Here is a 17807-nt window from a genome sequence, read left to right as displayed (position 1 = left end):
AATGGAATGGATTGCGGGCAGCTGTCAGCTACATCAGATCACTGAGCCCACACCTGTCGACGCTTCTTCGGTATCGAACGCAATGGACAGCGGTTCGATGCGGCCCACTATGACCAGATAACTGAAGGCGCCGAGAAAGCAGAAGCCGCCGGCCACCACGAGCGGGATCGTGAACGAGCCCTTGGTCATCGCGACCATCACGCCGGTGAAAGTCGTGATCACGATGCCGGCGAGGTTCGACGCAAAGTTCTGAATGCCGCCGATCGACGCGACATGGTCCGGCGTCGGCGCGACGTCGCCCGGCAGTGACCAGATGCTGGCCGCGGCGAACGCGAGGCTGCCGTACGCGATGCCGAAGAACGCGAGCATCAGATAGACGTTCGCCGTGAATGCCGACAGCGTGATGACCGACGACAACAGCATGCCGCCGACCATGCAGGTCTTGCGCGCAGCGGTCAGGCTCCAGCCGCGCCGGAACAGCGCATCCGACACATAGCCGCCGAGCCAGCCGCCTGGGATCGAGATCAGCGCCGGAATCATCCCGAGCGTGCCGAGCGATTTCAGTGAGAAGCCGCGCGTCTGCACGAGATAGCTCGGAAACCACGTGATGAAAAAATAGATCACGAAATTCAGGCAAAAGAAGCCGAGCATCATTCCCCACAGCGTGCGGTGGCGAAACAGCGAGCTCCAGGTGACGCGTTGCCGCTGTTTGGCAAGGCCGGGCGCGCTGGCGGCCGCATTCGTGCTGCCCCCATCGAGCGGCTCGGGGTTCCGGTAGATCACGAACCAGCCGAGAATCCACACCGCGCCAAGCGCACCGGTGATGACGAACGCCGCTTTCCAGCCGACCGAGCTGATGATCAACGCGACGACGGGAATCGACAGCGCCGAGCCGACACGCGAGCCGCTGTCGAAGATGCTCGTCGCGAGCGCGCGCTCCTTGACAGGGAACCACTGGCTCACGAGCTTCGCGCACGACGGGTACGCACCCGCCTCGCCGACGCCGAGCAGCAGCCGGCAGCCGAACATCCCCGCAACGCTGCTAGTCGCCGCGGTCAACGCGGTGAACAAGGACCACCAGCCAACGGCGAGCGGCAACGCGATACGTGCGCCGACGCGATCGACGAACCACCCGAACGGCATCTGCATCAACGCGTAGGTCCAGAAAAAGCCGCTCATGATGAAGCCCATCTCCGCCGGTCCGATGCCCAGCGCCTTTTCGATCGCCGGCGCCGCGACCGCCAGGTTGGCGCGATCGATGTAGTTCACCGCGATGGCCAGAAAGCTCAGAAAAATCACCACCCAACGCATTTTGCGCATGACATGTCTCCTCCGTAATCAATATGGGACCGATTCCCTCATCGCGCGCAATGCGGGCCGTCGGGCGATCGGGGCGCGCAGCGCATCGCCGTCGCGGTACCCGTTCAGCAGCAGCGTCAACGGCATGGCGCCTCCGCCGGAGCGCACCCGCAGCAGCACGCCGGGCTTCGCCGCGCGGCACCTGCACAACACGCCACCATTTATGTGGTCTTACCAGATTCGACAAATTAAGATGCCGTCGTCCAGTGGTCAAGCCACTTTTCGAAAAATTCGGGAAATCCCCGGGGTTGGACGAACGTCTGCTGTCGCAAGCGTGTTGCTCGTTTGCGGGCGGCGCCCTTCGATCTACAATCGGCGCTCGCACCAACGGCGCGTGCCCGCGCCACCACGCCAGGAAAGCTTGTGACAGACAAACCCACCGACCCTCGCCGCCTCTATCTGCAGATCGCGGAGAAGCTGCGCGATCTGATCGCGCAGCCGGAGTTCGCGCCGAACGGCCGCTTGCCTTCGGAGCGCGCACTCGCGGCAGCGCTTGCGGTATCGCGCCCGTCGGTGCGCGAGGCGCTGGTTGCACTGGAACTGGAAGGGCTGGTCGAAATCCGCATGGGCTCGGGCGTCTACGTATGCGCAATGCCGCAGACGCACAGCAAGGAGCCCTTGTCGCGCGCCGAACTCGGCGACAGCCTGCTCGACATCATGGGTGCGCGCTGTGTAATTGAAGGCTCGATCGCGGCGAGCGTCGCACCGTTTTGCAAAGCGAAGGATCTGAAGCACCTGCGCCAGCTGTACAACGAAATGCAGCGCGAAGTTTCGGCGGGACGGATTCCGGTCGCCGCCGACCGCGCATTTCATCTCGCGATCGCGCAGATGACCGGCAACGAGGTGCTCGTGCGCACCGTTAGTTCACTGTTCGATGCGCGACACAGTCCGCTGTCCGAAAAGCTGCGCGGCCATTTCGAAAACGAGAGCACATGGGGCGCGGTTCCTGACGAGCATCGCGTGATCCTCGAAGCGCTCGAAGCGCATGATCCGATCCAGGCTCAGGCTAGCATGCAGCGTCATCTGAAGATGTCGCTGGAACGGGTGATCGCCGGCGGGCGGCCGAATGCGCAGCGGCGCTGACAGCAACGGCCGATGCGCATCAACGGGCGGATACAACAACGGGCAGAGTATTTCAAAGTGATCGTCGTGTATCCCGCCATCGGCTTGATGTGATGGGCGCACTCGCGCGCGACGCCATGACGATGCTGTGCGTGACCCACGAAATGGGCTTCGCAAAGTGCGTCGCGGACCGCATCCTGTTCATGGATCGCGGCGCCATCGTCGAGGACGATTCGAAAGAACAGTTCTTTGCGCGCCCTCGCTCACCGCGTGCGCGCGAGCTTCTGTCGCGCATCCTGCATTGAGCGGCACACGCCGCGTTCGCATTGCTGTTCCACTTCCGTTCACCGCCGCTCCTTTCGAGAGGAGCCTCACGATGCGTTTTCTTCAGATTGCACGCAGTCTCGCGCTGGCTGCTTCGCTTTGCGTCGCAGCCGTATCGGCCGCTCATGCGGCAGACGTGGGCACGCTCACGCAGGCTTGCGAGCAGCGGCATGCAACGCGCACACTACGCTCATGACGCGACTTCGAACCCACTGTCGGCGCCCATCACACTCAGAAATCGACTCGTCAAAGGATGCCTCGGATGCGTGAGCACATCGTGCGCAGGTCCCTCTTCGACGACCATGCCGCCGCTCATAAAGACGACGCGATCGGCAACCTGGTCGGCGAAACGCAATTGATGGGTGGAGATGATCATGGTCAGGCCGTCTTCGATCGCGAGCCGCTGAATCACGTCTAGCACCTCGCCGACGAGCTCCGGATCGAGGGCGGATGTCGGTTCATCGAGCAGCAGTACGCGGGGATTCGGCGCCAGCGCACGGGCAATCGCAACACGCTGCTGCTGCCCGCCAGAAAGATGGCGCGGCAATGCATGGGCGCGATTGCTGAGGCCGACGCGTTCAAGCAACTCGCGTGCGCGGCGCTCCGCGTCGCCGGGCCCCATGCCATGCACCCAGCGCAAAGGCCCCGCGATGTTCTCGCACGCGCTCAGGTGACTGAACAGATTGAAATGCTGAAATACCATACCCACGCCGATGCTCGCGCGCTCGTTCGCGATGTCGTGCTGCGTCATTGGTCGGCCGTCGGCGCGAAAGCCAACGCGCCTTCCTTCAATGCGGATTTCGCCCGCGTCCCAGTGTTCGAGGTGGTTGATGCAACGGAGCAACGTGCTCTTGCCTGAGCCGCTCGGCCCGAGCACCACGACGACTTCACCGAAGCGAACGGTCAGGTCGAATCCATCAAGCACTGTCTGCTTGCCGTACCGTTTACACAAGGCGCTCACCTTCACCGCTGCGCCGTGCCGGGCAAGTTCCGCGTATCGCTTTGCATGATCCGCCCGGCTGTACGCCCGTCTGCGTGTGGGCGGATCGCTCTCGCGAAGCGGATCGGCAGTGAGCGGCTCGGGCCGACGCGCCGCTCGCGCGCCCGGCGCTGTATCCTCCGCCACAACGGCACGGCGCCACGGCAATAAACGCGCGCCCCTCCCGGAAGCGGGACGATCGAGATCGAGCGCGGCTTCCGCGATTAACTGGATCACGGCAACCGCCCCTGTCAGAATCAGGTACATGAGCCCGGATGCGAAGAAGATCGAGAAGAAGTCGAACGTCGATGACGCGAGCTGCGTGCTGCGCAACGTCAGCTCATCGACGGCGATCACCGAGGCCAGCGATGAGTTCTTCAACGCGCTGACCGATTCATTGCCGAGCGCCGGCACGATTGCGCGAATTGCCTGCGGTGCGATCACGCGGCGCATAAGGACGGACGGAGTCATACCAAGCGCCTGGCCTGCGAGAAGTTGGCCGCGTTCGACGCCGAGCACGCCAGCCCGCAAGATCTCGGCAATGAACGGTCCCTCGTTTGCCGCGAGCGCGAGAGCGGCGGCGCCTGTTGCGCTCAGCTTTAGCCCGATATGTGGTAGCGCGTCATACGCGAAAACAAGCTGCAGGATGAGCGGAGTACCGCGGAAGATCACCGTATAGCCGCGCGCGAGCGCCGCTAACGGGCCGACCCTGCTCAGTTGCATCGCCGCGAGCACCAGCCCTACTACCACACCGCCCGCGAGCCCGAGGGCCGTCACCGCGATCGTGAAGCCGATGCCGCGCAACAGATACGGCAAGCCGAGATAATGCAGAAACAGTTCCATCAGTTCGACACGATCAGTTTGGGTGTTTCGAGATTTTCAGCGCCAAGCGACCACTTCTTCAACAACTCAGCCTCGATGCCCGTCTTCTGGATCGCCACGAGCGCCGCCATCACGGCTGCACGAAATTCAGGCTTGTCCTTCGGTACGCCGATGCCGACCGAGTACGGCAGCGTCACCGCGCTCGCCTTTTCGAGCTTGTCCGGATACGCCTTCACTGCCTGGTCCACCGTGTTCACGTCGTTGATGTACGTATCGGCGCGACCGGACAGGATCGCCTGAATGCAGTTCGCGTTGTTGTCGTACAGTTGTATCGCGGCCTCCTGCCTGTTGGCCGCCTTGCAGGCCGGCCCAAGATTCTGGATCAGAGGCACTTCGACATAGCCGGTGTTTTCCGCGGCCGTGGTACCGCACATGGTCGGGTTGATTCCCGTGATCTTCTTCGGATTACCCTTTGCCACGAGAACGCCGTCGAACACCTTCGAGTAGGTGATAAAGTCCGCCGCCTTCGCGCGCTCTTCAGTCGCATAGATGTCGGAGATCACAATGTCAGCCTGACCGCTTTGCAACGTCGTCAATAGCGCGGCGAACGTCACCGGCTTGTACGTCATCGTGAAGCCGAGGCAGTTGCCGATCGTCTCGCCGAGGTCTATATCAAAGCCGATGTATTTGCTGGGGTCGCTCGGATCCAGCGCTTCATAGCCAGGTGTGTGTGGATTGATCGCGTTGACAAGTGATTTTCCCTTGAATTGCGGATACCTGGCCTGAAGCGCCTTGCACTCGGCGGGCGCAGCCGGTGCGGCAGCCTTTGCGTGGCCCGATATCAACAGTGCCAACAAACAGACGGCGCCGACGACGAACTCGTGGCAGCGCCGAAAAGCACTACGTTTGTCGAGCAAGCTATGTCCGTGTTCCATGAGATTGGTATGCATCCGGAAGACTCCCTCAGCGGCAGATGCCAATGGCCTACCCCATGTAAGCCTTGTCGCATCGCATCAGCGCAAGCGTAGGTGGAGGAAATTTCGCGGACTTGTCCCGGTGCGCACAAATCCTTGTACGGGGATGAAGGGGAAGTCTGCCTGCCGCGGCTATGGTGGATCGCGCGGCATGATTTGAACGAGGACATGGCGCACGCGGAAGTTGACGGGATGCGTTCCGGCTTGGACATGACAAGACCCACGTAAGCTGAGCGACGCGGAAACGGATTCGTCCACACACAAGGTTTTGTACGCAGTCGACCAAGTCTGTCTATTCTGTCGCCCGTACGATCGGTCATCAGTCGCGTCGCATCGATTGGACACTCTTACGGAGCTTTAGAAAGCATGCTTTACGACTTGCCTGCCATTCAGAAAAATGTTCATTGGGGATATTTCGATGCGACGCTAGCGCCCGCATTGATTGTCGAAAGCGGCGACTTTATTCGCGCCGAAGCGATCACGCATCATGCAGGTGACGCACCCGACCTGATGATGGATGACAAGGTGCGTGCACTCTACGACACGATTCCCGAGTCCGATCGCGCGCCCGGCGTTCACTTGATGACAGGTCCGATCTTCGTGAACGACGCCAGACCCGGCGATCTCCTCGAAGTGCGCTATCTGCACATGACCCCGCGCTTCAACTATGGCTCGAATCTCGCGGCGCACTGGGGCCATCTGTTCACCGATTTCGAGAAAGAGCGCGTCACGATCTACGAACTCGATCAGGCTTCAAATACGGCTCACGCGCTCTATGCGTATGACTATCCCGGTAAATATCTCGTGCCAGGCAAGCGTTCGGAGATTCGCGACTGCTGCCGCGAAGTCGCGCTCGATGGCATTCGCGTGCCGGTGCGCCCTCATCTGGGCACAGCAGGTGTCGCGCCCGATGTGGCGGGTCGTGTGAGCACCGTGCCGCCTGGTGCGCATGGCGGCAATATCGATAACTGGCGCATCGGCGCAGGTTCAACCATGTATTACCCCGTCGCCGTGGACGGCGGATTGTTCTCGATTGGCGACCCGCATGTATCGCAAGGCGATGGTGAGATCAGCGGCACCGCGATCGAGGCATCGCTCAATGTAATGTTCCAGATCGTGCTGCGGCGCGACTTCGCATTTCCATCGCCGCTGCTAGAAACACCGGACTTCTGGATCGTCCATGGCTTCGATGAAGATCTCAACATCGCGACGAAAAACGCTTCACGCGATATGCTGTTGTTGCTCACCGAGCAGCAAGGCCTCTCGCGTGACGACGCGTATTCGCTGATGAGCGTCGCCGCGGATTTCTCCGTGACCCAGGTCGTCGACGGCCGTCAGGGCATCCACTGCAAGATCCCCCGCAGCGTTTTTCCTCCTAAGAAAAAGCCTCGCGTGTGAGCAGTGCGTGCGCGCGCGGTAACGGTGCATCCACGCACCGTTACCGCGCGCCGCGGCGCTAGCGGCGTCATTATCAATGGCACGGACATTGCCTTTGAATCGTTCGACTGACGTTCGTCAGAGTCCGGGAGCCCAGGTTGGACTTACTGCGTTTCACCACCGAGTCGTATGCCGAGACAGATCGCCGGCGCGCATGGACCGAGGCGCTCGACCGGCTTGGCCTGCACTGCGGCGTCCCTCTTGCTGCCGGGCGCCCATTGCATGGAACCATTACGTCACGCAGGTCCACAAGCGGCTTTGAGCTGATCGCGCTGGCCGCATTCGCGCAAACGATCGAGTTCAAGGTCGACGGCGCCGACACTCTCATGATCGTGCTACATCTCGACGGCGGCGTGACGCTCGTCGCCGACGGCGTGCGCGCCCGGATTGCAACTGGCGATATCATTTATGCGTCGTCGCGCGAAGAAGCCCACCTGGCGTTCACATCCGACTTCCGCGCGTTCGCAATCCGCGTACCCCGATCCGCCATCAATGCACGCCTTCTTACGCCGTTCTCGCTACGTGCCGGGCGTTTGCCCGGCGAGGCCGGCATCGGTCACGTGTTCTCCGGCTTTCTGCGCTCGATTGCCGAAAGCATGGAGACGTTAACGCTCGACGAGTTGCGCCCCCTCGAACTCGCACTCGCGGAATTTCTGGTCGCGAGTCTCGCCGCTCACGACAAGGAAGGCAGTTTCAGCGGACTCACGCCGTCTCAGGCCGCGATCTTCTCGCGAGTGTGTCGGACCATCGAGGGCAATCTCGCCAACCCCGATCTGGGGCTGACATCCATAGCCAAAGAAGAGCGCGTCTCGCCGCGCTATCTGCAGAAACTGTTCGAAGCGGTTGGACAGAATTTCTCGATCTACTTGCGCTCGCGCAGGCTGGAACGCTGCCGCGCGGAGTTGGTGAATCCGCTGTATGAAAAGGTTTCGATTGCCGATGTCTGTTTCCGCTGGGGTTTCAACGATCCCGCGTACTTCAGCCGGGTGTTCCGCGAGCAATATGGCGCGTCGCCGCGCACCTTTCGGCATGAAGCGGGTCTCGAATTAGCACGCCATCTCGTGCGGCGAATCTCGCGCGGCTTGCCTGTCAATGCCGGGAGTTTGATCGTACATGCACAACTTGCCGAGCAGGGTGCGGCCCATGAAGTTGCAGATGAGGCCGACTCTGCCGAGCAGCCTGAAGCGCCCGCGGCACAAGCACAGCGCGAGTCCGGCAAGCCGCGTCATCATCTGTTGCGTGCAACGGCCAACACCATCCACTGGGGATACTTCAGTCACGATCTTAAGCCCGTGCTCGAAGTGAACAGTGGCGACACGGTGACGATCGAAACGCTCACGCAACACGCGGCGGACGACTGGGAGCGTATGGTGCAAGGCGATCCTGGCGCCGAAAGTGTGTTCCATTGGACTGCTGGACGCAAGAACGTCAACCGCCGCGGCGCTGGGCCCATGGACGCGTCTATCTACGGACGTGGTGCGGGAGAAGGCATCGGCGTGCATATCTGCACAGGTCCTATCGCCGTGCGTGACGCGGAACCGGGTGATGTTCTGGAAGTGCGTATTGTCGATATCCATCCGCGTGGTTGCGCCAATCCGAAATTCGCCGGCCGCGTGTTCGGCAGCAATGCCGCTGCATGGTGGGGCTTTCACTATCGCGAGCTATTGACCGAGCCGAAGCCGCGCGAGGTCGTCACGATATATGAGATCGACGACGCCGCCACCGCTGGCGAAACCGCCTACGCCCGCGCGGTCTATAACTTCCGCTGGACGCCTCAGCGCGATCCCTTTGGAGTGATGCATCCGACGATCGATTATCCCGGCGTGCCGGTCGATCATTCGACGGTTGTCGAGAATCACGACATCCTGAAGAATGTCAAAATCCCCGTGCGCCCGCACTTCGGCGTGGTCACCGTCGCACCGCAACAGGACGGTCTGATAGATTCGATTCCACCGTCCACTTTCGGCGGCAATCTCGACAACTGGCGCGTAACGCGCGGCGCGAGCGTCTTCCTGCCAATCGGGGTACCCGGCGCGCTGCTCTCCGTTGGCGACCCGCATGCATCGCAAGGAGACTCCGAACTGTGCGGCACTGCGATCGAGTGCTCTCTGACTGGTGACTTCCAACTGGTGCTTCATAAAAGAGATACGTTAAGCGGCCAGCCGTTTGCAGACCTCACCTACCCACTGGTCGAAACCGCCGACGAATGGGTTCTTCACGGCTTCAGTTATCCAAACTATCTCGCCGAGTTTGGCACGAACGCGCAAAGCGCGGTGTATGAAAAATCGACCCTCGACCTCGCGATGCGCGACGCGTTCATCAAAACGCGGCGCTTCCTGATGACGACCAAAGGCCTGTCCGAAGATGAGGCGATCTCGCTCATCTCCGTCGCGGTCGACTTCGGCGTGACACAGGTAGTGGACGGCAACTGGGGTGTTCACGCGATCATCCGAAAAGCGCTATTCAACTCGTGAAGCAGCGCGTGTCACCTTCGATGCGCGTGCAGACAAGACTTTGTTCGCAACAAGCTCGATGCGGCTATTTTGGCATCCATACCATGGGTTCTGGCGTGACCACCGGCGCACGCGCCGCTCCACAGGACTCTTTGGACCATGAATTCTCCCGCACATCGCGCGCTGCCCGGCCACGGGCGCTTTCAGTATTTGCCGATCAACGGCCGCCCTGTTTATCGCTGGCCTGACGGCTCGCGGCTCGCGGTCTATATCGGCTTCAACATCGAGCACTTTGCGTTCGGCGCTGGACTGGGGCCAACTATCGGTCCGGTGATGCCCGAACCCGATGTGCTGAATCACGCGTGGCGAGAGTACGCATTGCGTGTGGGCGCATGGCGCTGTCTCGATCTCTTCGATGAACTCGCGCTGCCGACGGCCGCCATCATCAACACGGCGCTCTACGATCACTGCCCGGAGCTGGTCGCCGCTTTCGCTCAACGCGGCGACGAACTGGTCGCGCACGGCCATACGAATTCGGAACGGCAAGGAACGCTTACCGAAGACGACGAACGCGCGCTGATCACTGCGTGCCGGGAGCGGATCGCGGCGGAGAGCGCGCAACACCCAGCGGGCTGGTTGTCGCCGTGGCTCTCGGAAAGTCATGTCACCAGCGATCTGGTAGCCGAAGCGGGCTATCAGTACACGCTCAACTGGTGTCACGACGATCAGCCGACGCGCCTGCACACGCGCAACGGTCAGCCGCTGTGGGCGATTCCGTATCCGGAAGAAGTCAACGATATCCCGATGATCCTTGCACGCCAGATGGATGCGAAGTCGTTCGCCGATCTGGTGATCGACCACTTCGAGGAAATGCTGCGGCAATCCGCAGGTCAGCCGCTGGTGATGGGAATTGCCTTGCATGCATACCTGATGGGTCAGCCACATCGTTTGTGTCACTTGCGGCGGGCACTCGAACATATTGCGCGCGCGCGCGACGACGGTCTCGCCTGCATTACTACGCCGGGTTCGATCGCAAGCCATATGGACTTCCTCGGCCGTTAGGTCGCTCATCCTCGCTTCGCTGTACCGCCTCTTTCGCACTTATATCGTTCAACCTGAATAGGATTCGCCATGTTCACGTCAAAGGCAATCAAGCTACTGCTATGCGCAGTCACCGGCCTCCTCCTCGCGCAAGCCGCGTCGGCGCAATCGTGCGAACCGTCCAAGGTGGCGCAGAAATACCCCTCGCTCGCAGGCAAGACGATCAAGATCGGCGTGGACCCAGAGTCGCCGCCGTACGCGTTTCGTGACGGCAAGGATTTCAACAAGATCATCGGCGCCGATGCGGACATGGCCCGCGCCGTGTTCGCCTGCGCTGGCGTGAAGACCGAATTCTTTACCGCCGGCTGGCCTGGCTTGTTGCCCGCACTGCGTGCCGGGCAGATCGATGTGATGTGGGACTTGTTGTACTACACGCCGGAGCGCGCAAAGGAGACAAGCTTCGTCACCTATATGCAGGCCGGTACGGGTGGTCTGGTCGCAGCCGGCAACCCCAAGAGGATCGATGACATCTCCAGGCTGTGCGGCCTGACGGTCACAGCAGGCATCGGCACTGTCGAACTGACAATGGCACAAGCGCAAGGTGCCAAATGCAAAGCGGAAAACAAGCCCGACGTCACCATCATGACATCCGCCGATATCGCGTCAGGCGCGCGCCTCGTTGCAAGCCATCGTGCCGACGTCATGATGTACGACCTCGCGCTCGTCGACGGACTCGCGAAACAAAACCCTCAGCTCTACACGCGCGGCTTCATGGTGACGAGCGGCATGAAGATCGGCGTGGGCGTGAAGAAAGGCAACGCCGATATGATCGCCGCCGTATCCGATGGACTCAGGATCATGCAGGCCAATCAGACCCAGAAGAAGACCTTTCAACAGTACGGCATCGATCCGTCGCTGGAAACGCCGACCACGCTGCTTACTCAATAAATGCTGCTGCGCGGCACACCACGTCGCGTGCCGGCAGCGTCATGGATCATGTTCGGAAATGAAGGCTTTGCGTATCAAACAGAAGATCGTCTGCGCCCTCGGTATGGCGGCCATGTTCGCATTGCAGCCAGCGATGGCCGCCGGCCTCGATCGCGTTCAGGTGCTCGACGGTTTCAAAGAACTGGCAGCTTACGTCGGCTCGCCGTTCCTGCTCGGCGGCGCGTGGGTTGCGGTGAAGATCACGCTGATTGCGATGTCGATCGGGCTGGTGCTCGGGCTCGGTCTTGCGCTGATGCGGCTGTCACGGTTCAGGGCCCTGGACTCAGCAGCGTGGAGCTATATCTGGTTCGTGCGCGGCACACCGCAACTGCTGCAACTCGTATTCATCTTCGACGCTTTGCCGCTGATCGGTTTGCGTTTCGACGAAGTCACGACTGCGGTTATCGGCTTCGCCTTGAACGAAGCGGCGTTCAGCGCCGAGCTGTTTCGTGCCGGAATCCTGTCGGTGAACCGTTCGCAATCGACCGCGGCGGCCGCTCTCGGCATGGGACCGTTGCTGACGTTGCGCCGCATTGTGCTGCCGCAATCGATGCGCGCGGTGATCCCCGGTCTCGCCAACGACACCATCGGCATGTTGAAGCTGACGTCGATCGCGTCGGTGATCTTCGTCAACGAGCTCACATTTCGCTCGCAACAGGTCGTCGGGCAGAACTTCAAGTTCTTTACCGTGTTCGGCGCGGCGGCGGTGATTTATCTGATCCTGACGAGCGGGGTCTCATTGCTTCAGGTGTGGCTCGAACGCATCTTCGATCACGAGCGCGACCGAAAGCTCACGTTCTCGTGGTTCGGACTGCGTGCATCGGCGAGTGATGTGAAACCTCTTGACGCACCGATTGCTTTGCCCGTCGCCGCCAAAACGCCAGAGCCGAACGGTCACGCATGGATCAGCACCCTGTTGCCTGACGAAAGCCGCACGCCGCGTCGGTGCGATGAACCGTTTGTCGTATGCAAGAACGTCTGGAAATCATATGGCAAACGCGAGATTTTACGCGGCGTCGACCTGTCGATCGCGCATGGCGAAGTGGTCGTAATACTCGGCCCGAGCGGTTCCGGCAAAAGCACGCTGCTCAAGCTCATCAACCATCTCGAACCGCTTGACTGGGGAACGATCAAGGTCGATTCGCAGTATGTGGGCTATCGCGAAGTGCCGGGTGGCGGCGGCACGGTGCGGCCCCTGCGCAATCTCGCACGTGCACGCGCCGAAGCCCGCGTGGGCATGGTGTTCCAGCATTTCAATCTGTTTAGTCATTTGAGTTCGCTCGACAATATCGTTGAAGCACAGCGTCACGTCTATGACGTGCCGCGTGCGGAGGCGGAAGCCCTCGGGCGCGAGCTGTTGAGGAGCGTGGGCCTCGCCGAACACGCGGATTTTTTGCCGCACCGGTTATCGGGCGGACAGCAGCAGCGCGTGGCGATTGCACGCGCGCTCGCGATCAAGCCCAAGTTGATGCTCTTCGACGAACCGACTTCGGCGCTCGATCCAGAACTGGTCGGCGAAGTGCTTGGCGTGATGCGCGGGCTTGCCGATGCCGGCATGACGATGGTCGTGGTCACCCACGAAATCCGCTTTGCCCGCGATGTCGCTGACCGTGTCGTCTTCATGGACGGCGGCGAAGTGATCGAGCAAGGGACGCCGCAGCAGGTCATCGACAACCCGACTGAAGAGCGCACCCGAAAATTTCTTAACGTCGTTGCCAATTAAATATGAGGCTCAAGTGACGGACTTCGAAACCTTCAATCTTGGCCGCGTCGCACTGCAATCCGGTGCGACGCTGGCTGACATGCGGCTCAGCTACAAGACCTATGGCCGGCTAAATGCAGCGCGAGACAACGCGATTGTCTATCCGACCTTCTATAGCGGCAGCCATGTCGACAACGAGTGGCTGATCGGCGAGCACATGGGGCTCGATCCGCGGGAGTATTTCATCATTGTGCCGAACATGTTTGGCAACGGCGTGTCGAGTTCGCCGAGCAACTATCCGCCGCCGTATGATCGTGGCCGCTTCCCACATGTGACGCTATACGACAACGTCGCGATGCAGTTTCGCCTTGTGACCGAGAGGTTCGGCATCGAGTCTCTCAGGCTCGTCACCGGCTGGTCAATGGGCGCGATGCAGGCATTCCATTGGGCCGCGATGTATCCGAAGATGGTCGAGCGCATTCTGCCGTTTTGCGGGGCGGCTCGGTGCTCGCGGCACAACTTTGTGTTTATCGAAGGGCTTAAGGCGCCATTGCTGTTGGACCCAGATTTCAGGAACGGCTTCTATGATGCGCCGCCGACGCGTGGAGTGCGCGCCGCTGCCCGTGTGTTTGCCGGCTGGGGATTTTCGCAGGCGTTTTTGCGTCAACGCCTCGACATGGAAGCGATGGGGTATGGGTCGCTCGAGGACTTTATTACCCAGTTCTGGGAGGGTGATTTCCTGAAGAAGGACGCCAACAATATTCTGTCGATGATGTGGAGCTGGCAGAACGGCGATATTTCCGCAAACTCACTTTACAAGGGAGATTTCGATCGGGCGTTGAGCAGTATCACTGCAAAGGCAATTGTGATGCCCGGGCGCACGGATCTGTATTTCCCGCCGGAAGACAGTGCGTACGAGGTTTCGAAGATGCCTGATGCACATTTGCGGCCCATCGAGTCGGTGTGGGGGCATTTTGCGGGCGGTCCTGCAGCCAATGCTGTCGATGTCAAGTTCATCGATAGTGCGGTGAGGGAGATTTTGGCTATGTAGCGGTCAGACGCTTTTGGGGTGTGTTGCTGATTACCGCGCCATCCCATAACACCCATTTTTTCGTGTTCTGTTGCGAGGAACTATGATGGCGCGCCAGCGGAGTCGCAATCCGGGGTGGCAAAGCATGGCCATAAAGACGATCTCGTCCGTTCCCGTCGCCAAAGCGCATACACGCGTGAGAGTTGTGGCATCGCTAAAAAGACACCGTAGAGTTACCGCGCGCTTGCACTTTGCGCATCCAGGGCGGCCTTGACCCCCTTCGCCAGATCGACAGCCTTGCCCTTGCCCCAATAGTGCAGGAACAGGATGCGCGGTGTCTCGTCCGTCATGTGCTGGTGGATTGCCACGATATTGATCCCGGATGCGCGCATGCTCTTCAGCACGGCCTGCAATTCGCTCTCGCGCATCGCGAAATCGCCATCGACAACTGCTTCGTCGTCTGTGCCGGCGAATGCGGCCCACGTGTTGACACCCATCTCGTTGCCGACGGTCACACCCTGCATGCTGGCTGTCCTGCCGACGACCACCTTGAACATGCCTTTGCTCGTCTGGCCCTTCGACCCGAATACCACTTCGAGTGGCGCCGGACTGATGCTGCTCGGATTGGCAATCTGTCCGGGAAAAGCGCTTTCAGGATCGGCGTGCGCAGAACGGACCTCCGCTATCCGGTCGTAGACCTTTTTGACACCCTCCGCGAGCTTGGCCGCGTCACCGTGGCCACCGATATGCATGAAGTACACCTTGGGCTGGTCAAAAAAGAAGTGGTTGTGGAGCGCGGTCACTTCCAGCCCGGCGTCGAGGGCAGCGCTCATTGCCGGATTGACTTCATCTTCGAACAGGGCGGTATCGCCCATCATCATGACCTGCGAACCCTGGGCGGGTTTGAATGCCGCATAGGACGTCAGCCCCATGAACGGTGGCATGGTCAAGCCGTCTACCTGGACTTTCACGTCGTTGCGCGGTTTCGAGATCTTGAACACCTTCTCCTGTTTGGAATACGTGCCTTTCAGACCGGTGATCTGCTCGATGCGGCCGGCATCGACTGTGCCCTGCTGTTGTGCTTCAACCTGACTGGCGGTCGCACAGATACCGATCGAAATGACGAATACTTGCGAGAGGCGTCTTAACGAAGACATCAGAGATTCCTCCTTGACATTGGGTAAGTAGGACGCGCGTGGAAAGGGTGTTGTCGATAAATCCGCGCTCCCTGGTTGGCTCCTCACGTCGGTATAGTAAAAATTGCTTCGACCGCTCTCCCTCAGTCATCCGGCTTGACGTGGCGGAAGAGGAAAAGCAACGAAAGATCGTAGGCGATCTTGAGAGCGCCGCAGGCAATGAGCGGCGCACCGAGCCATCCGAATCCGATCAGACCTCCCGCCAGTGACGGCCCAAGCGACGCCGCAAGGCTTCGCGGTACGGACGTGAAGCTCGCCGCGGCAGGCCGCTCGGAAGGCGTGACCACCGCCATCACGTAGGCGGTACGCGTCGGAACGTCCATCTGCGACAACGCGCTACGAACGAGCAGCAGCACCAGGGTCACTGGTAATGAAGCAGTGAAGGCAGCGGCGATCAGGCACAGGCTTGCTGGGATGTGCGTGAACACCATCGTGTTGAGCAGCCCGATTTTCCGGGCCAGGGGCGGAGCCGCTAGCTGGGAGAGCGCGGTAAGCAGTTCTGCCCAGAAAAAGAACTGGCCCGCCGCACCAACCGGCAGGCCGAAGCGTTGCATGAGCCACAGCGTCAGCAGTGTGTTGACGACGAGGCCACCGGCAAACGCGTCCACGCTGAATAGCAACGCGAGGCGCGTCACGATGCCGCGCGACTGGTCAAGCGGTGCGGTGTGGACGTGAGCCTGCGTGCCGGAACGCGGCAGCCGACGGTACAGCAACCAGATGACAACACCCGTCACCGCATACAACAGGAACATCGCACGCATGGCCAGCAGTTCCGCGATACCTGTATGCGCGACGAGCCACGCGGGCAGGCCCGCTGCCAGAGAGCCGACCGCCGCCGACACCGCACCGATCAGACTGTAGCGCGCGAACAAGGCCGTTCGCGCGTCGCCAGCTGCCATTTCGGCAAGGCGCGATTGTTCGAGAGGAAGAAAGAGGCTGACGTCGCCTGAGCTCGGATTGAGCGTGCCCACAAAGGCCACGATCAGAATCGGCAGCAGGGACGATAGCCCGCCAAAGCCGACCCCGGTAGCGATCATGAGTGCGGCGGCAAAAATGAACATCCGCCTTGCCGCGAACCGATTGGCAAGCGCACCGACCGCGATGGTTGCCACGGCGGAGCCAATGAGCGTCGTGGTGCCGATCAGGCCGACGTCGAGCTGTCCAAACCCGAGTGCAAGTAGATATGCCGGAAGCAACACCGCGATGAATCCGTCACAGAAACCGCGCAGTCCACGGCTTGCCAGCAGCAACCGCGCCGCGCTGTCAACGCCAGCCGGCAATATCCAGCGGGACATCCGGTCAGTCAGCGAAACCGTGCGTCCCTCTTCACGTGTGTTCATTGCTGCTTTTACACCACGCAAACAGCGCGTCATAAACGATCATGCCTTGTCGCAACTGCTCGTGATCGTCACCGAAGTTCTGTGACAGGCCAACCGAGATGGCGTAAAGACCAGTGGCCTCGGGCGCAAGATCGAGCAGGCCGGTGTCGGCGCCACGCACGATGCGGGCAAGCCTGAGCAGCGCAGAGTCGTCCAGCTGATATTTCTGCAGGAATGCATCGAAGCTGCATAGTTCACCGTGGTGACCAAGCTCAACGCCCGGCACATCGAACGGAATGGCGCCGGTTTCCTGTGCGAGCCGCGTCACCTCGCCACGAGGCACGTATAGAAACTCTGGCTCCTTGTCGATGAAACGGGCGATCAGCCACGGGCAGGCGATACGATCGATTTTCGGACGTTCGCGCGTGATCCATTTCATGAGGTTGCTCCTTCATGAGGGACAGGCCGTGATATCGCGGTCAATCGTTGTCTTCCTCTGACTCAACGTCGGGCATCAGGCTTCGCCTGCGGGTTGAGTCTCTTGCAAAGCCAGTAATCGATGGACCATCTGCCACTGCCCGTCACCTGCAAGTCGCCAAGCAGCAGTGCGACGCCAAGATACAGGGCGCCGTAGGCCCAATCGCCGTGGGGAACGAAGACTGCGGAGACGGCGTCTCGCAACCAGGCAAACGTGTTGGCGAAATTCACCAAAGCCCGCACAGCGAAGATTGCCGCTGCGGGATAGACCGACAGCCTGATCCCGAATCCCGCGACAAAGCTAACTCCTGCCAGCACCTCAAATCCGCGAATGGCAAGACCGACAGCAACTGCACCGGGAGGCCACACAGAAAAACCGGGATGTGAGAACGCCAACAGTTGCTGAACTGCCCCATCCGCCGGAAACAGAAGCATGACGCCGACAGCCACACGGGTGGGTACGACCCACTGCGGCCCGCCTGTGTTGACGGCAGCGAGCACGTTTGATCTGGTCAGCAGCCGCATGGTCGTGTTCCTCCTTTATCAGACGGCTGGCTTTCCGGCAGCCGTCGCTGACTGGCCGGGCTGCCTCGTCGTTGCTACGAACGCGCTCCTGCTGACGCGTTGCGCATCGCAACTCCTGCA

At 60.7% G+C, this 17807-nt stretch carries 15 protein-coding genes and 1 pseudogene; 9 read left to right on the top strand and 7 right to left on the bottom strand.

Annotated elements, in window-relative coordinates; translation table 11 throughout:
• Positions 1–33: 33 nt before the first annotated feature.
• The gene (locus BPHY_RS25835) at positions 34–1320 is read right to left on the bottom strand and encodes an MFS transporter (RefSeq protein WP_012404404.1); all 1287 of its coding nucleotides are present in this window, start codon (positions 1318–1320) and stop codon (positions 34–36) included.
• A gap of 402 nt (positions 1321–1722) precedes the next feature.
• Here BPHY_RS25835 and BPHY_RS25830 point away from each other — a divergent pair, with 402 nt between their 5' ends.
• From BPHY_RS25830 to BPHY_RS41440, 3 genes and pseudogenes are all read left to right on the top strand, one after another.
• Positions 1723–2442 carry a FadR/GntR family transcriptional regulator gene (locus BPHY_RS25830; RefSeq protein WP_012404403.1) on the top strand — a complete coding sequence of 240 codons (720 nt, stop codon included), beginning with the start codon at positions 1723–1725 and terminating at the stop codon, positions 2440–2442.
• 83 nt (positions 2443–2525) lie between these two features.
• Positions 2526–2726 (top strand): annotated as a pseudogene (locus tag BPHY_RS25825) (amino acid ABC transporter ATP-binding protein); the annotation flags it as partial.
• Positions 2727–2797: 71 nt separating this feature from the next.
• The gene (locus tag BPHY_RS41440) at positions 2798–2941 is read left to right on the top strand and encodes a hypothetical protein (protein ID WP_244257600.1); all 144 of its coding nucleotides are present in this window, start codon (positions 2798–2800) and stop codon (positions 2939–2941) included.
• Here BPHY_RS41440 and BPHY_RS25820 read toward each other — a convergent pair.
• Positions 2936–4567 carry an amino acid ABC transporter permease/ATP-binding protein gene (locus BPHY_RS25820; protein WP_012404402.1) on the bottom strand — a complete coding sequence of 544 codons (1632 nt, stop codon included), beginning with the start codon at positions 4565–4567 and terminating at the stop codon, positions 2936–2938. The two genes, BPHY_RS41440 and BPHY_RS25820, sit on opposite strands and share 6 nt — an antisense overlap.
• Positions 4567–5496 (bottom strand): ABC transporter substrate-binding protein, encoded by a 930-nt coding sequence (locus BPHY_RS25815; protein WP_012404401.1) that lies wholly within the window; start codon positions 5494–5496, stop codon positions 4567–4569. The genes BPHY_RS25820 and BPHY_RS25815 overlap by 1 nt, the downstream gene beginning before the upstream one ends.
• Before the next feature lie 390 nt (positions 5497–5886).
• Between BPHY_RS25815 and BPHY_RS25810 the strand changes: the two genes are divergently transcribed.
• The 6 genes from BPHY_RS25810 to BPHY_RS25785 all read left to right on the top strand — a co-directional run bounded on the left by BPHY_RS25810 (position 5887) and on the right by BPHY_RS25785 (position 14191).
• Complete coding sequence (locus tag BPHY_RS25810; protein WP_012404400.1) at positions 5887–6918, top strand: acetamidase/formamidase family protein; 1032 nt, start codon at positions 5887–5889, stop codon at positions 6916–6918.
• A 137-nt stretch (positions 6919–7055) separates the two neighbouring features.
• Positions 7056–9431: an acetamidase/formamidase family protein gene (locus BPHY_RS25805; protein WP_012404399.1), complete on the top strand. Its 2376-nt coding sequence runs from the start codon at positions 7056–7058 to the stop codon at positions 9429–9431.
• Positions 9432–9569: 138 nt separating this feature from the next.
• Positions 9570–10472: a polysaccharide deacetylase family protein gene (locus tag BPHY_RS25800; protein ID WP_012404398.1), complete on the top strand. Its 903-nt coding sequence runs from the start codon at positions 9570–9572 to the stop codon at positions 10470–10472.
• 69 nt (positions 10473–10541) lie between these two features.
• Complete coding sequence (locus BPHY_RS25795) at positions 10542–11399, top strand: ABC transporter substrate-binding protein (protein ID WP_012404397.1); 858 nt, start codon at positions 10542–10544, stop codon at positions 11397–11399.
• A gap of 58 nt (positions 11400–11457) precedes the next feature.
• Entirely contained in the window at positions 11458–13161 is a 1704-nt protein-coding gene (locus tag BPHY_RS43895) for an amino acid ABC transporter permease/ATP-binding protein (RefSeq protein ID WP_012404396.1), read from the top strand.
• Positions 13162–13174: 13 nt separating this feature from the next.
• Entirely contained in the window at positions 13175–14191 is a 1017-nt protein-coding gene (locus tag BPHY_RS25785; protein WP_012404395.1) for an alpha/beta fold hydrolase, read from the top strand.
• Between the two features lie 212 nt (positions 14192–14403).
• Here the strand turns inward: BPHY_RS25785 and BPHY_RS25780 are convergent, their stop codons facing one another.
• From BPHY_RS25780 to BPHY_RS25765, 4 genes are all read right to left on the bottom strand, one after another.
• Positions 14404–15327: a DUF1259 domain-containing protein gene (locus BPHY_RS25780; protein ID WP_012404394.1), complete on the bottom strand. Its 924-nt coding sequence runs from the start codon at positions 15325–15327 to the stop codon at positions 14404–14406.
• 122 nt (positions 15328–15449) lie between these two features.
• On the bottom strand, positions 15450–16706 hold the full coding sequence (locus BPHY_RS25775; protein ID WP_012404393.1) for an MFS transporter: 1257 nt from the start codon (positions 16704–16706) through the stop codon (positions 15450–15452).
• A complete protein-coding gene (locus BPHY_RS25770) occupies positions 16693–17124 on the bottom strand; it encodes a chromate resistance protein ChrB domain-containing protein (RefSeq protein WP_012404392.1) in 432 nt (143 codons plus the stop codon). Before BPHY_RS25770 ends, BPHY_RS25775 begins: the two co-directional genes overlap by 14 nt.
• 62 nt (positions 17125–17186) lie before the next feature.
• Positions 17187–17687 (bottom strand): DoxX family protein, encoded by a 501-nt coding sequence (locus tag BPHY_RS25765; RefSeq protein ID WP_012404391.1) that lies wholly within the window; start codon positions 17685–17687, stop codon positions 17187–17189.
• Positions 17688–17807: the final 120 nt, after the last annotated feature.

The sequence above is a fragment of the Paraburkholderia phymatum STM815 genome, from assembly GCF_000020045.1.
Classification (GTDB): Bacteria; Pseudomonadota; Gammaproteobacteria; order Burkholderiales; family Burkholderiaceae; genus Paraburkholderia; species Paraburkholderia phymatum.
Note: the sequence above shows the minus strand (reverse complement) of the source record. Positions and strands in the feature narration are given on the sequence as shown.

Coding starts and splice junctions, on each gene's coding strand:
- BPHY_RS25765 (WP_012404391.1), bottom strand. CDS start 17,687: ATGCGGCTGCTGACCAGATCAAACGTGCTCGCTGCCGTCAACACAGGC.
- BPHY_RS25780 (WP_012404394.1), bottom strand. CDS start 15,327: ATGTCTTCGTTAAGACGCCTCTCGCAAGTATTCGTCATTTCGATCGGT.
- BPHY_RS25820 (WP_012404402.1), bottom strand. CDS start 4,567: ATGGAACTGTTTCTGCATTATCTCGGCTTGCCGTATCTGTTGCGCGGC.
- BPHY_RS41440 (WP_244257600.1), top strand. CDS start 2,798: ATGCGTTTTCTTCAGATTGCACGCAGTCTCGCGCTGGCTGCTTCGCTT.
- BPHY_RS25770 (WP_012404392.1), bottom strand. CDS start 17,124: ATGAAATGGATCACGCGCGAACGTCCGAAAATCGATCGTATCGCCTGC.
- BPHY_RS25795 (WP_012404397.1), top strand. CDS start 10,542: ATGTTCACGTCAAAGGCAATCAAGCTACTGCTATGCGCAGTCACCGGC.
- BPHY_RS25835 (WP_012404404.1), bottom strand. CDS start 1,320: ATGCGCAAAATGCGTTGGGTGGTGATTTTTCTGAGCTTTCTGGCCATC.
- BPHY_RS25775 (WP_012404393.1), bottom strand. CDS start 16,706: ATGAACACACGTGAAGAGGGACGCACGGTTTCGCTGACTGACCGGATG.
- BPHY_RS25810 (WP_012404400.1), top strand. CDS start 5,887: ATGCTTTACGACTTGCCTGCCATTCAGAAAAATGTTCATTGGGGATAT.
- BPHY_RS25800 (WP_012404398.1), top strand. CDS start 9,570: ATGAATTCTCCCGCACATCGCGCGCTGCCCGGCCACGGGCGCTTTCAG.
- BPHY_RS43895 (WP_012404396.1), top strand. CDS start 11,458: ATGAAGGCTTTGCGTATCAAACAGAAGATCGTCTGCGCCCTCGGTATG.
- BPHY_RS25815 (WP_012404401.1), bottom strand. CDS start 5,496: ATGCATACCAATCTCATGGAACACGGACATAGCTTGCTCGACAAACGT.